Source organism: Cellvibrio zantedeschiae, assembly GCF_014652535.1.
Lineage (GTDB): Bacteria > Pseudomonadota > Gammaproteobacteria > Pseudomonadales > Cellvibrionaceae > Cellvibrio > Cellvibrio zantedeschiae.
Genome location: NZ_BMYZ01000001.1, coordinates 823211 through 837797 on the forward strand (window position 1 = coordinate 823211; position 14587 = coordinate 837797).

The 14587-nt window shown below is 44.2% G+C and carries 13 protein-coding genes; 8 read left to right on the forward strand and 5 right to left on the reverse strand.

Annotated elements, in window-relative coordinates; translation table 11 throughout:
• Nucleotides 1-29: 29 nt before the first annotated feature.
• The 6 genes from pal to IE104_RS03735 all read left to right on the forward strand — a co-directional run bounded on the left by pal (nt 30) and on the right by IE104_RS03735 (nt 5618).
• Nucleotides 30-497, forward strand: a complete 468-nt coding sequence (pal, locus tag IE104_RS03710) for a peptidoglycan-associated lipoprotein Pal (protein ID WP_189416129.1) — start codon at nt 30-32, stop codon at nt 495-497.
• Nucleotides 498-513: 16 nt separating this feature from the next.
• Nucleotides 514-1260, forward strand: coding sequence for a YbgF trimerization domain-containing protein (locus IE104_RS03715; RefSeq protein ID WP_189416131.1), 747 nt, complete (start codon nt 514-516; stop codon nt 1258-1260).
• Between the two features lie 125 nt (nt 1261-1385).
• The gene (locus tag IE104_RS03720; RefSeq protein WP_189416132.1) at nt 1386-1883 is read left to right on the forward strand and encodes an FKBP-type peptidyl-prolyl cis-trans isomerase; all 498 of its coding nucleotides are present in this window, start codon (nt 1386-1388) and stop codon (nt 1881-1883) included.
• Between the two features lie 164 nt (nt 1884-2047).
• Nucleotides 2048-3211 carry an FIST C-terminal domain-containing protein gene (locus IE104_RS03725; protein WP_189416133.1) on the forward strand — a complete coding sequence of 388 codons (1164 nt, stop codon included), beginning with the start codon at nt 2048-2050 and terminating at the stop codon, nt 3209-3211.
• Nucleotides 3212-3264: 53 nt separating this feature from the next.
• On the forward strand, nt 3265-5064 hold the full coding sequence (locus tag IE104_RS03730) for a putative bifunctional diguanylate cyclase/phosphodiesterase (protein ID WP_189416135.1): 1800 nt from the start codon (nt 3265-3267) through the stop codon (nt 5062-5064).
• A 26-nt stretch (nt 5065-5090) separates the two neighbouring features.
• On the forward strand, nt 5091-5618 hold the full coding sequence (locus tag IE104_RS03735) for an RNA methyltransferase (RefSeq protein WP_189416136.1): 528 nt from the start codon (nt 5091-5093) through the stop codon (nt 5616-5618).
• Nucleotides 5619-5682: 64 nt separating this feature from the next.
• On the opposite strand, the gene IE104_RS03740 is transcribed toward IE104_RS03735, so the two are convergent.
• The 5 genes from IE104_RS03740 to IE104_RS03760 form a co-directional block, all read right to left on the reverse strand.
• The gene (locus tag IE104_RS03740; protein WP_189416137.1) at nt 5683-5979 is read right to left on the reverse strand and encodes a PA4642 family protein; all 297 of its coding nucleotides are present in this window, start codon (nt 5977-5979) and stop codon (nt 5683-5685) included.
• 10 nt (nt 5980-5989) lie between these two features.
• Nucleotides 5990-7435, reverse strand: a complete 1446-nt coding sequence (gatB, locus tag IE104_RS03745) for an Asp-tRNA(Asn)/Glu-tRNA(Gln) amidotransferase subunit GatB (RefSeq protein WP_189416139.1) — start codon at nt 7433-7435, stop codon at nt 5990-5992.
• A 14-nt stretch (nt 7436-7449) separates the two neighbouring features.
• Nucleotides 7450-8904, reverse strand: coding sequence for an Asp-tRNA(Asn)/Glu-tRNA(Gln) amidotransferase subunit GatA (gatA, locus tag IE104_RS03750; protein ID WP_189416140.1), 1455 nt, complete (start codon nt 8902-8904; stop codon nt 7450-7452).
• A 91-nt stretch (nt 8905-8995) separates the two neighbouring features.
• Complete coding sequence (gene gatC, locus IE104_RS03755) at nt 8996-9283, reverse strand: Asp-tRNA(Asn)/Glu-tRNA(Gln) amidotransferase subunit GatC (protein ID WP_189416141.1); 288 nt, start codon at nt 9281-9283, stop codon at nt 8996-8998.
• Nucleotides 9284-9512: 229 nt separating this feature from the next.
• The gene (locus IE104_RS03760) at nt 9513-10976 is read right to left on the reverse strand and encodes a M48 family metalloprotease (protein ID WP_229837601.1); all 1464 of its coding nucleotides are present in this window, start codon (nt 10974-10976) and stop codon (nt 9513-9515) included.
• A gap of 225 nt (nt 10977-11201) precedes the next feature.
• Here IE104_RS03760 and IE104_RS03765 point away from each other — a divergent pair, with 225 nt between their 5' ends.
• The gene (locus tag IE104_RS03765) at nt 11202-11498 is read left to right on the forward strand and encodes a sulfurtransferase TusA family protein (protein WP_229837602.1); all 297 of its coding nucleotides are present in this window, start codon (nt 11202-11204) and stop codon (nt 11496-11498) included.
• A 60-nt stretch (nt 11499-11558) separates the two neighbouring features.
• Nucleotides 11559-14444, forward strand: a complete 2886-nt coding sequence (locus IE104_RS03770) for an insulinase family protein (RefSeq protein ID WP_189416142.1) — start codon at nt 11559-11561, stop codon at nt 14442-14444.
• The last annotated feature ends 143 nt before the right edge of the window (nt 14445-14587 follow it).

Here is a 14587-nt window from a genome sequence, read left to right on the forward strand (position 1 = left end):
ATCTACAACTTGATTGGAGTTACACACACATGATCACTAAAGCAATTAAGCAAGGTTTGACTTTGGCCGTAGTTATGGCTTTCCTGGTTGGCTGTTCTTCTAGCGATAAGAAGAAAACCACTGCTCCAGCAGCTACTCCAGCTCCTGTTGCTACAGAAACTGCTGCTCCAGTTAAAGCAGTTGCAAACGTTGTTTACTTTGAATTCAACAAGTACGATCTGAGCCCAGAAGCTCGCGCTATTCTGTTGGCGCACGCTGAGAAATTAAAAGGTTCTTCTGCAGCAGTTCGCTTGGAAGGTCACGCTTCTGAAGAAGGTTCTCGCGAATACAACATGGCTTTGGGCGAAAAACGTGCTAAAGCTGCTCGTGATTTCTTGGTTCTTCAAGGCGTAAAAGCGGCTTCTTTGGAAGTTGTTAGCTACGGTGAAGAGCGTCCAGTTGCTACTGGTCACGATGAAGCTTCTTACACTCAAAACCGTCGTGTAGAAATCAAGTAATTAGAGTCTGACCCGTATGTTGAAACGCGCAATTGCTCTCCTATGTTGTATTGCAGTTCCGGCGGTTGAAGCACAAGTACGGGTTGTTGATTCCTCACCTCAGAGCGTTCGCTCTGGGGTGAATCGTCAACAAGAATCCCTCGAACAAAAAACTGAATCTTATAATCAGGTTCAATCGCTCCTGCAAGAAGTCTCCGAGTTGCGCGCTCTGGTTGAAGAGCAAGGTCACGAAATCTCCCGTTTAAAACAACTTCAGCTCGACAACTATGTTGATCTGGATCGTCGTGTTTCTTTTTTAACGGGTAATGCAGCTAAAGCAAAAGACCTGGATGCCAGTGCAAATACAGACTCATCTGTTTCTACGGATTCTGCAGTAGCGCCCGCAGTAGCTGGTGCGAGTGAAGCTGATGAATATAAAGCAGCTTATGATTTGTTGCGTCAGCGCCAAGTTGATCAATCCTTGGTTGCGTTCAAAGAATATCTCAAAAAATATCCGTCAGGTGAGTTTGCCGCTAACAGTTGCTATTGGTTAGGCGAAATTTTCCTATTGAAGAACCAATTACCCCAAGCGCGTGATTGGTTTGCAAAATTGCTTCAAGATTTTCCTGAAAGTAACAAAGTACCTGATGCCAAATTTAAGTTAGGGAAGGTATATCATTTGTTAGGCGATAAAAAACGCGCCAAGCCTTTGTTAGATGATGCCGCAGCTGGTTTGGGCGATTCAGCACGTCTTGCCAAGCAATATTTGAAAGATAATTTTTAATTCGAAAATTATTTAATTTCCTCTTCTGCCCTTCTTTTCAATTGAAATTTTAATTTCTGTTGATTCGTATTGTTCAACTCTCCATACTGCCGCTTTTAATTATGTAGGCAATTTTCGGAGAAATTATGCACATTTCCGCTGACAAAGTAGTGAGTTTTCATTACAACTTAAAAGATGTTGATGGAACATTATTGGAAACATCTTATGATGCTGATCCAACTTTGTATCTTCATGGTCACAGTAATATTTTGGCCGCGCTTGAATCTGAATTAGATACTAAGGTCGTGGGAGACAAAGTAAATGTGACTTTGGCGCCCGATCAGGCGTATGGTGAGCGCAAAGAGGGTGCTGTTCAACGTGTCCCCATTAAACATTTGCATAATCATGCAGCGTTAAAAAATAAATTGAAGCCTGGTTCGCGTGTGCAAGTAAATACTCAGCATGGCCCATGGGAGGCTGTGGTGCTTAAAGTGGGTAAGTTCAATGTTGATATTGATAGTAACCATCCCTTGGCAGGTAAAACTTTAACTTTTGAAATAGAAGTTGTAGATATTCGTGAAGCAACTTCCGAGGAGTTAGCTCATGGTCACGCCCATGGAGCTGGCGGTCATCATCACGATTGATTTTTTAGGGCAGGGATGCTCTACATTCTGTCTTTACCGCGCATGTTCTTATAATAACTAACATCAAATGGCGCTTAAATTTCCATTCGTTGCTTAAAAATAATATTTCCTATTCCAGGAGTGCTCCATTATTATCCCTGCCAACAGTAAGTTAGGGATGCATCATGGCGTTCATTGCACAGCAAGAGAGTGTTTCTACACCTCTTATTTGGGTTTCCGAGCAAGGCACAGATAAGTCTTTGCTGGATGCTTTGACCCAAATTCTTGCACGTGGAGCCCAAAGTCTAATGATTCTGGCCTGTAGCGCTAACAATCATTCCCCCCGAGTTCTTGAGTCCTCATTGCAGTCTTACCCAATACCAATTTGTGGAGGAATATTTCCTTCTGTTTTTTATGCAGATACAAAATTGGATAAGGGATTTATTTTGGTGGGATTTCCTTTCGTAATTTCCGTTACTAATTATGATCTTTCTGTTAATCAAACTGCTCCAGACTTTAATTCTCCGTTAGTTCGGGATGCTGAACAACCGCAAAGCTCGTTTGATCTATTGGTATTTATAGATGCTATGGCGAACGCTACCGAACCTTTTATTAATGTCCTCTACGAAACGTTGGGTGGTGGAATAGATGTAATTGGTGGTGGTGCCGGCTCGATTGATTTCAAACAGCGCCCCTGTGTATTTTCGCGGAAGGGTTTACTGATGAACACTGCTCTCGTTGTTCGTTTGCCAGTGCCTATGCAGTGTGCTGTTGAACATGGTTGGGAGGTTTTAAATGGCCCCTATTTAGTTACAGAGGCCGAAGATACCAAGATAAAAACATTAAATTATTTACCCGCGTTTGATGTTTATAAAAATGTAATTGAAGAAATTGCAGATTATAAATTTACAAAAGAAAATTTTTTTCAAATATCGCAAAACTTCCCTTTGGGAATACTAAGCATTAATGACGACATATTGGTTCGTGATCCCATCCAGGTTCGTGGCAAAGAATTATTTTGTGTCGGGTCTGTGCCTGTAAACTCCATGATTTATATTTTAAGCGGAAATGACGAGCATATTGTTCGAGCAGCCGAAAATGCAGGCGTACTTGCACATAAAGAATCGCAAACTGCCAATCAGGAGTCCTTGAATTTCAGTTTGGTGTTTGATTGCGTGAGCCGCGTTCTTTATTTGGGTGATAAGTTTCCGCAAGAGATGGCAGCAATACAGCGTGGGCTTGGCGGCCAGCGATCAATTGTTGGTGCGCTCTCCATTGGCGAGATTGCAAATACCTGTCGCGGTACAATAAATCTATTAAATAAATCCATTGTTATTGGGAATATATAAAAACAATTATGAAACGTGCTCTCCAAATAATTTCAATCCAGCATGAGCTGGCAATGGCTATTGGAAATGGCCTCGATTTACATGAAATGCTTCAATCGTTTATCCGTGTCTCTATTGCTCGTTTGGATTTGAGTAGCGCACATTTATTTTTATTTTGCGACGAAAATAATGAGCCTATTCATTATGTGGGTGAGACTGCAGATTGCCAGTTATCGCACTATCTAAGTATTCCGGCACAATTTTTAGGTAAGGCTTGGGCTGACAATCCAATGCTGTGCGGTATTGTTCAAGCTCACTTGGGACAGAATGACTTATTGTCTGTTGTTCACTTTAACGGAAAGGTTTATCAAAGTTTTACTATCCCCGAACATGGGGTCATTATTTTTGAAAGTATTGTAGAAATTGAGCCGACTATCCAAAAATCTTTGCAACCGATTTTGAAAAAACTGGCGTTGAGTTGTTATGCCTGTCTCGTGCATCAGTCTCTCGCAAAAGAAATGGCTGCACGTAGATGCGCAGAAGAAAAAATTGCCCACCAAGCTGCTCACGACGAGCTGACGCAACTTTTTAATCGCAGAACTCTGACGGATAATCTTAAAAAAGCTATTGCCTACTGTAATGAAAATAACAAGTTTGGTGCCCTGATCTTTATCGATCTAAACCAGTTTAAATCGATTAACGATGTAATGGGGCATGATGTTGGTGACAAAATATTAAAAGAGGTTGCTAATAGATTAAAGGGCATTACACGCGGTAAGGATACGGTTGCTCGCTTTGGTGGCGATGAATTTATCATCCTATTGCCAGACTTAGGCGATTATGAGCAAGTTGCCGAACAAATTGTAAATAGAACAGCAGTGCGCATCCTTGATGTTATCGAAGAGCCTTTCTCTGTAGGGGATTTGGTTTATAACGTTAGTTGCAGCATGGGCTTTGAGATTTTTCCTGTCGTCGATAATTCTTCATGCGATATTATCAAGAATGCCGACCTTGCGATGTACGAGGCCAAAACATTGCGGCAGCGTGTGGCCTTGCGTTATAACTCGAGCATGTCAGAAAAGCTCAATATGCGCTCTGCATACGTAGCAGAGCTTAAAAATGCCCTGAAAAACAATGAATTTGTTCTCTACTATCAGCCGCAATACGATTTTGACCATCAAATCATTGGTGCTGAAGCCTTGTTGCGTTGGAATAACCCAAAACGTATTCAGGAATCTCCGGAAATTTATATTCCCATAGCAGAAGACAGCGAGCTGATCCTTGCGATTGGTGACTGGGTTTTGCATGAGTCGTGTCGGCAGTTAAAAATTCTGCAGGAAGCTGGGTTGCCGGAAAGCTTTAAGAAGTTATCTGTCAACGTAAGTGCAAAGCAGTTGGGGCAAGAAAATTTCTTCGATAACATTTGCCGCGCTATAAAAACCTCGGGTGTGAACGCTGGCCAAATGACAATTGAGATTACTGAAAATATTTTAATTAGTCGCATTCATGATGCAATGAATTTAATTGCCCAATTGGGTGATATCGGTGTGGACTGTGCTATTGATGATTTTGGTACTGGCTATTCTTCGTTAACTTATTTGCGCCGCTTGCCATCGAGTCTGATAAAAATCGACAGAAATTTTGTGCGTGATATTCATAAAGATGAAGAAAATCGTTCTATTGCCAAAATGATTATTGCGCTCGGCGAAAATTTGGATATGGATATTTTGGCTGAAGGTGTTGAGTCTGCAGAGGAGTTGCAATGTTTGAAAGATTTGGGGTGCACCCAGTACCAGGGGTTTTATTTTTCACATCCTTTGCCTTTTGATCAATTTAGTGTGCTGGCAAAATCGCGTTATTTAGAAGCTTGTTAATTATTTGTTCGAAGTGCTAAAACCTAATGACTGAGTCTGTAGTAGCTAAACCCTTCGCCTATATTGGCCTTGTTAATCCCAAAAGCCCGGAAAATGTCGGTATGGTAATGCGTGCCGCTGGTTGTTACGAGGCAAGTAAAATATTTTATACGGGCACACGTTTCGATCGCGCTCGCCAATTTTTTACCGATACAAAAAACAGCCATGAAAAAATTCCGCTGAAGCATACGGAGGATTTGGTTGCGGTAGTGCCTGAAGGTGCAAAAATTGTTGCTGTCGAGCTCGTTGAAGGTGCAACGCCGCTCATGTATTTCGAGCATCCTGAACACGCTTTTTACATATTTGGTCCAGAAGATGGTTCGCTTTCGCAAAGTGTTTTGGATAAGTGCGATCACGTGGTTTATGTGCCCACCGTAGGCTGTATGAATTTGGCTGCGAGTGTAAATGTTGTGCTTTATGATCGTTTAGCAAAGTCTGTAGGTTCTGCAATTGAAGATAGGTCTATTGCAGAGAATCGTGATACAAATAGTCGGGGTGTGGTTGTTAGGAAGTAAATGGCTCACACATAACAAAAAGGCAGCTAATTGAGCTGCCTTTTTGTTTCAAGCAAAGATGGAGTTACTTGGCTCCGGCAGCCTCTAATGCAATCACGTATTCCTCGCCATTGCGGTGAGTCTTAATAGTTTGCAAAAAGGTCTTTCCTTCAGGGCCGACTGCATTTAAATCGCGACCAGCTTCTTTGAATAATCTCACGAAGGTTGTGAAGTTTTCACCACGCATGCCGCGGTAGGCTTTTTCTAAAAGATGAAAATCTGCGTTTATTCCTGTGGGTGCGGTAAATTCCAAAAAGGTTTTGATGCGCTCTTCATCAAAAATTTCGCCCAGTACTTTCTCTTTGTCTTTACGTAAACTCATGTTCGTTCTCTTAAGAATTTAATTTTTTCAGCAACAATTCATTCAATGCTTGTGGGTTGGCTTGACCTTTAGACGCTTTCATCGCTTGGCCAACAAAGAAACCGAGCATTTTTGCACGTTTGTCTTCAGCGGCTGCGCGGTAACCTTCTACTTGCGCAACATTGGCAGCGAGAATGTCGTCGATGATTTTCTCCAGTGCACCTGTATCAGAAACTTGTTTTAAGCCTTTGGTTTCGATAATGGTATCGGCATCGCCTTCGCCATTAGTGATGGCTTCAAAAACTTGCTTGGCGATTTTGCTCGACAAGGTACCGTCTTTAATACGTACCACTAAACCTGAAAGCAATTCCGGTGTAACGGGAGATTGGTCGATGCGTTGTTCAGTGCGATTTAAATAAGCACCCAAATCCGCCATGATCCAGTTTGCAGTCAGTTTTGCTTCACCGGAGATTTTTGTCGCTGCTTCAAAATAAGCGGCTGCAAATTTATCCATGGTGATTTGACCTGCGTCGTAATCGCTCAAACCATATTGCTCAACAAAGCGCGCGCGTTTTGCCTCGGGTAATTCTGGCATCTGCTTGCGAACTGATTCGATATATTCGTCATCAATAATCACCGGCAATAAATCAGGGCAGGGGAAGTAGCGGTAGTCGTTGCTGTCTTCTTTGCTGCGCATTGAGCGTGCTTTTTTGGTGTCGCCGTTATAGAGGCGAGTTTCCTGTTTAATTTTTCCGCCGTCTTCCAGTACATCAATCTGGCGTTCAACTTCGAGTGCGATGGCTTCTTCCATAAACTTAAAGGAGTTTAAGTTTTTGGTTTCAGTGCGGGTGCCGAGTTTTTCCTGGCCTTTGGGTCGTACAGAAATATTTACGTCAAAACGCATGGAGCCCTGGCTCATTTCGCCGTCGCAAATTTCCAACGACGTTACGATTGAGTGTAATTTTTTTGCGAAAGCGACAGCTTCTTCTGCGCTGCGCATATCGGGCTCAGTTACCACTTCAATTAATGGTGTGCCTGCGCGGTTTAAATCGATTCCGCTCATGCCGGCGAAATCTTCGTGCAAGGATTTGCCTGCATCTTCTTCCAAGTGCGCGTGGTGAATGCGAACGCGTTTGGTGCGGCCGCCTTCCAATTCCAAATCAACAAAGCCTGCGCCAACAATCGGTTCTGCGAGTTGCGTTGTTTGATAACCTTTTGGAAGGTCTGGATAGAAATAGTTTTTACGTTCGAACACAGAACGTTTACCGATTTCTGCATTTACCGCCAAGCCAAACATGGTGGCGAAACGAAATGCTTGTTCGTTTGCAACAGGCAAGGTGCCTGGCAATGCCAAATCAACAGCACAAGCTTGGGTGTTTGGCTCCGCACCGAATGCAGTGCTAGCGCCAGAGAAAATTTTGGTTTTGGTGGCAAGTTGTACGTGAACTTCCAAGCCAATAACAGTTTCCCATTGCATCTTTTATTCTCCTCTTACTCAATGCCTGGTGCAGTTTGTTGGTGGAAGTTGGTTGCTTGTTGGAATTGATGCGCAGCATTTAATAATTGCGCTTCGGCAAAGAAATTGCCGATCAATTGCAAGCCAACAGGTTTGCTATCCACAAATCCGCAGGGGATTGATAAGCCGGGCAAGCCCGCCAAATTAGTTGCGATGGTGTAAATATCTTCTAAATACATGGCAACTGGGTCTTTCGATTTTGAGCCAAATTGAAATGCAGGCGACGGTGAAGTTGGGCCGAGAATGACATCGACACTTTGGAAGGCATCAACGAAATCTTGTTTGATCAAGCGGCGAACTTTTTGTGCTTTGCTGTAGTAGGCATCGTAATAACCGGCAGACAATGCATAAGCGCCCACGAGAATGCGGCGCTTCACTTCATCGCCAAAACCTTCGCTGCGTGAACGCATATAAAGGTCATTTAAATCTTTTGGATTTTCACAGCGATGGCCGTAACGCACACCGTCCATACGCGACAAGTTTGCAGAGCATTCTGCCGGGGCGATTACGTAGTAAGCCGGTACTGAAAGATTTGTATGCGGCAAACTGATGCTGTGAATCGTTGCGCCCAAGCTTTCGTAAACTTTTATCGCCGCTTCAACATGCGCAGCAGTTTGCGGATTCAAGCCTTCACCGAAATATTCTTTAGGTACACCGATGCGCAAACCTTTCAATGAATCATTTAAAGTTGCGGTGTAGTCAGGCACTTCGCGATCAACACTGGTGGAATCTTTTGTGTCATAGCTCGCCATGTCGTTCAATAAAATCGCAGCGTCTTCTGCGGTGCGCGACAAAATACCGGCTTGATCCAGGCTCGACGCAAACGCAATCATGCCCCAGCGAGAAACGCGGCCATAGGTTGGTTTGATGCCTGTTAAACCACAGTGAGCAGCTGGCTGGCGAATCGAACCGCCGGTGTCAGATGCAGTTGCTGCTGGTGCTAAATGTGCAGCAACCGCTGCCGCAGAACCGCCAGAAGATCCACCGGGAACACAGTCAGTTGCCCAAGGATTTTTCACGGGGCCGTAATAACTTGTTTCATTGGATGAGCCCATTGCGAATTCATCCATGTTGGTTTTGCCCAACATGACTACGCCGGAATCCAAATAATTTTCAACGATGGTCGCGTTGTAGGGCGCGATAAAATTATCGAGCATTTTGGATGCACATGATGTGCGAACACCAATCGTGCAAAAAATATCTTTGTGTGCGATAGGCACTCCGCAGAGTGCGGGCGCATTGCCAGCTGCTAAACGCTTATCTGCAGCAGAGGCTTGTGCGAGTGCAAGTGCGGGCGTAGTGGTGATATAAGAATTGTAGGTTTTATCGAGGCGCGCAATGCGGTCGAGATAATGCTGGGTAACTTCAACGCTGGAAAAGTCTTTGTTGCGTAGACCTTTTACAAGCTCGGCAATGGTTAACTGATGCATTCAAAAATTCCTGATCGGGACGGCGTTGAAAGTCGCCAATATAAAGTGCAAATGATTGTGCTTATCACAAACGTATTTTTATTGGATTACCTTACTCAATAACTTGGGGCACCAAGTACAAACCGTCTTGCACGGCAGGTGCAATGGATTGGTAAAGTTCGCGCTCATTTGGCTCAGTCACCACATCTGCACGCAAGCGTTGTACGGCATCCAGCGGATGCGCCATTGGCAATACGCCATCGGTATTTACAGCTTGCAGCTGGTCAACCAGCGCGAGCACGGTAGAAATACGGTTTGCCACTTCATCGGCAGCGTCATCAGAGATGGCGATGCGCGCCAGATTGGCGAGTTTTGCGATATCAGAACGATCTACAGCCATAGCTGGCACTCCACATAAACGAATTCTGCAACACAGCTGGCTATTGGCCAATACCTTGATTTCACTGCTTTTCACACAAAAAATCGGGCGCTGTTAAAGGGGCGCTCAAGTTACCATATTTGGCCGGAGGTTGAAAAACTAGTTTGCGGGAAATGGGGGCAGAAAAGGCTTTTAGCGGCCTTATTGATGGCTTTGGGGCTCAAGTTTGCCTGGAGCCCTAACCGACAAGTTACTGGTTACGCATTTCCAGCATTTCATGCTCTACGTATTTAAGGCGCTCCTCCAGAATTGAGGTGCGTTGGAACTGGCCTTTGGCGAGTTTGAGAGCATTGCGCAGGTGGATTTGCGCCTTGTCATAAATGCCGTTGGCGATGAAATATTCGGCACGAGCCTCGTGAACTCCTAGAATATCGCCATTCAAGCCGTTTACTTCGGCCAACAAGTACCATAAGTAATCATCGTTCTTGCGTTTGCGCGAATAGCGTTCAAGCAGTTCTGCGCTCTGCTTGTATTGGCCGGCTTTCATGCTGGCCTCGGCATAGCGAATATTGAGCGGATAGCTTTCTGGATTGAGCTTGAGCTGGCTTTCCAGTAAATCGAGTGCGGGTTTGAATCGCTCTGCCGCAACATCTATATCTGCGCTCATGATCAGATAGGTTATTCGCGTTGGGTCTTTTTCGAGTAGCGGTTTGAGCGCCGTGCGTGCAGCATCAAATTGTCCGGCAGCCGAATAGGCCATAGCCAAGCCGTAACGGCTGGCATCGGGCGATAAATTGTCACCATCCAGCTCATTCTTAAAGCGTTTAATTGCTGTTTGTGGCGTCTCCTCAAGTTCAAACCTTATGCGTGAACGCATAAGTTGAAACTCAAGGTTGTCCGGATAGGCTGTGCGCGGATGAGCCATGGCGCGGTTACGTGCATCGGAAACACGGCGCTCGGTTACCGGGTGAGTCAGCAAATATTCTGGTGGGCGGCGACTTGAGCGGGTCGCATGCAGCATTTCTTCAAACATATCTGAAGCAGCGTAAGGATCAAGCTTGGCTTGATACATGGTCTGCATGCCTATACGGTCAGCTTCTTGCTCGTTTTCACGGCTAAAGCGCAAGGACGCAGCTTCGGTTGCCGCTTGGGTGGCCATAATCGCGGCCATACCGCCGTCGCCGTTACTGTTTGCGGCTAAAACCAAACCTGCCAACATGCCGGCAAGCATGGGCATCATCATATTCTTTTGTTGTTCGAGCCGGCGGGCATAGTGGCGTTGGCTCAAGTGGCCCATTTCATGGGCGAGAATAGCTGCTAGCTGGTTCTCGGTTTTGGCGTAGTTGAATACACCGGTGTGCATTCCAATGATGCCGCCAGGTACAGCAAAGGCATTGAGTGTATCGTTTTTAACGACCACCAGATCAACGCGCTTGTCTTCCAGTTGGCTGTAAGGCAAGAGTCGGCCAATCAGGTTTTCAAGATAATCGATTACGAGCGGGTCTGAAGAGGTGGGCACTTGGCTGCGGTAAGCTTTAAGGACACGCTGCCCCAATATCCGCTCTTGTACAGGTGAAATCATTGCAGAGCTGGTATCGCCCAGTACAGGTAGTTCGATATCATTTGATGCATAGGTAAACGCGGCGGCTAAGGCGGCAGCTGCCAAGGCGCAACGGCCACAGGCAAGTACTAGCTGTCGGATAAGTCGGTTCACTGTGTAAAACTCCTGATGCAATAAGACTTAATGCCCACTCTGGCGGCGCACTCTAGCGTTTTTGTGACTTTCTGGCTACGCAGCCAAGCTTGCTTTGAACGTTAAACTACACATTAGTTCTTAAACTCATCTGTGATTTGGAGCGGTTCTGCGTTAATTTAGCGTCCTTTGCGTGGCGTATGATTCTTTTTCGGTGCGCCAGTCACGTTTTTGAAGGTGTAGGTTTTGAAAGATCAGGAAGCAGGCATCCCCGCTGCATTAAAGGTAGTAGAATCTGCAGCGGCTTTAAATTGTCCGGTCAATTTAGAGGTCGATGCGCGCCAGTTGGCTTGTCCATTACCCCTATTGAAAGCCAAGCAAGGCTTGCGCGCTTTAGCGGTGGGCGAGTTACTACGGGTTTGGTCGACTGATGCCGGGTCGCTCAAAGACTTCGTGTCTTTTGCGCATATAACAGGGCAGGTATTGGAAGGTTTTTACGGGCAAGACGGTTACTATTGCTTCCTTATACGTAAGCAATCTTAAGCAGTTCGCTTCGGGTTTACAGAGATTATTTATGCTAAACGTTTCGTATTGGATGATTGGATGCTGAAGTTGCCATTTAACTTTCGTTGGTGCCAGCATGCATTAGTTTTGTTCACCCTATTTATAGTCGCCTCTGCGCAGGCGCAACATTTGGCTGTCTCCAAAGTTTCCAATGTCATCAAAAGCGATAACGATAATCGTGAATATCGTTATCTAACCCTCAGCAACAACCTACGTGTCTTGTTAATTTCAGATCCCGCTGCAGAGAAATCTGCCGCAGCTTTAAATATCCACGTTGGCAGCCATCAAAACCCCAAAGAGCGTCCCGGCCTTGCGCACTTTTTAGAGCACATGCTGTTCCTGGGTACAGAAAAGTATCCCGCTGCAGATGAATACCAGGAATTTATTAGCCAGCATGGTGGAAGCAATAACGCCTATACAGCTGCAGAAAATACTAATTACTTTTTTGATGTTGAGCATGCTTCGCTTGAGCCAGCTTTAGATCGCTTCGCACAATTTTTTATTTCGCCGTTGTTTGACGCAAGTTACATTGAGCATGAAAAAAATGCGGTAAATGCAGAATATCTTTCAAAGATAAGCGATGATGAACGTCGCGAATGGGATGTGTACCGCAGTATATTTAATCCAGAGCATCCCGCTGCAATTTTTGATGTGGGTAGTCTGGGTACTTTAGCTGACATGGACGGGCATAGTGTTCGTGATGATTTGTTAGCTTTCTACCAAAACTATTATTCTGCGAACCTGATGACTCTGGTCGTACTGGGTAATCGCAAGCTGGATGATTTGCAAAAAATAGTTGAGCCGCGCTTTGTGCAGGTGCCTAATAAAAATCGCTCTATTACGCAAAAATATCCCAACTTATTTATGCCAAAAAGTTTGCCAGCACGCGCAAGTTTAAAACCCTTGAAAGAGTTGCGCCAACTGACTTTGGCTTTTCCTGTGCCAAACTATGCGGATAAATACAAAACCAAACCGTTAAATTACCTAGGCCATTTTTTAGGTAATGAATCATCGGGTAGTTTACTGGCGCTTTTGAAAAGCCTGGGCTGGGCAGAATCGCTCTCTGCTGGCGAGTTATATCGCAGCCGTCAAGATGCGCTTTTTGCGGTGACCATCCAACTTACCAAAGAAGGTGCTACCGCCAAAGATCAAATTGTTTCGGCCGTTTTTGATTATTTGAAAATAATGTCTGCGCGAGGCATCTCTGAATGGCGGTTTGTGGAGATGCAACAAATCGCTGAAATTAATTTTCGTTTTCGCGATAAACCTGCCGCAATTGATTCTGTTATGGAGCTGTCACAAGCCATGCATGATTATCCCGCACAAGATGTGCTTTGGGGCGATTATGCGTATACAAAATTTGACGAAGAATTGCTGAGACAGGCGCTGGGCTATTTGCGTAAAGATAATGTGTTTATATCATTGGTTGCGCCAGAGGCATCAACCGCTATTTCTTCCAGCTTTTATAATACTGCCTATAGTGCTGCACAGGGCATCCCCGAGGTGCTTGAACTCAAACCTATGTATCACCAAAAACTCGGGTTGCCGGAGCGCAATATTTTTATTCCCAAAAACCTAGTGTTAAAAGCTCCTTCAATGCTTCCTGCATCAGATGGACAAGCCGGTAAAAACGTACCGGCACTACTGGTTAATAATGAAGATTTAAAGCTCTGGTTTTTACAGGACAGAAAATTCCGCTCACCCAAAGCTGAATTAAATTTCCGTTTTAAATTACCCGTGTTAAATAATTCTTTGGAAAATACTGCGCGCACCCAGTTATTTGCAGCTTTGATTACAGATCAGCTCAATGAATACGCCTATCCCGCTAGCCTGGCTGGTTTGACGTTCAGCGTAAAAGCGAACTCTCGCGGATTGGAAGTTAATGTTGCCGGCTATACCGATAAGCAAAGTTTGTTGATGAACAAGATCCTGGCTGCCATAGGGCAAGCCAGTTTTACTGAGGCCCGTTTTGAAACCTTAAAAGATGATTTGATTCGCGAATGGCGCAACGAAGATAAAAACTTGCCTTATGCTGTGCTCGCCAAAAAAGTACCTCGCTTACAGTATTTACCTTATTGGGGATCAAAAGAATTTATTGATGTGCTGTATAAAACATCTTATGACCAGTTCAAACAATTTTCTTCTGAGTTATTGCGCGGTGCAAAACTGGAAACCTTGCTTTACGGCAATTTATATCCTCAAGATGCCATAAAGTTATCCGCCATCATTGAACATCAGTTGTTGAAAAAGCGTTCCAAACGTTTGCCGCAATTGGCAAAAGTATTGCGCTCGGAAAATAAAGACAATAAATCCTGGTTGTACATTTATCCGTTAGAGCACAACGATCATGCAGTTGAATTATATGTTCAAGCTTTAGCCCCCTATATTGATGATGCTGCGCACATGAAATTGCTCACGCAAATTTTGGAGCCGCGTTTTTTTAATCAATTGCGAACTGAAAAACAGTTAGGTTATGTGGTTTCAGTGTTTCCCATGCCAATCAGAAATGTTGAAGGCAGTTTTTTTGTAGTGCAATCGCCTAATGTGTGTGCCACAGCATTGGTTGATGAAGTGAATAATTTTTTGTCTGCAAATGCAGCCAGCTTGACGGAAGGGTTCGCTGAAAATAAAGCTGCACTCTTATCAGAATTGCGCGAGCCTGCTTTGTCTTTAAATGAACAGTCAGAAAAATTCTGGCAAAGTATTTTATTAAATGACTATGAATTTACTCGTCAGCAAGATTTGATTAATGCAGTGAGTAAAATAACACCGGAATCTTTGCGCAAATATTATGAAGCCGCATTTTTGCAAAAAAATCGTCGTCTTTGGTTGTCGACAGAAAAATTAGACAACATGAAAGATTTTGATGTAATTCAAAATGTTGCCGCCTACCAACAGAAACAACAAGGATACTTACAACAATAGATACGTATTGAATGCAACAAAAATGCTAAATAATGGTGCATTTTTATTGTGATTTTTTATTTTTATTGCTTGGAGAATCCAAAAAAATTAGGTAATAATGCCAACCCTAATTTAAGTGACAGGATTTAGAGTTTATTTCTCAC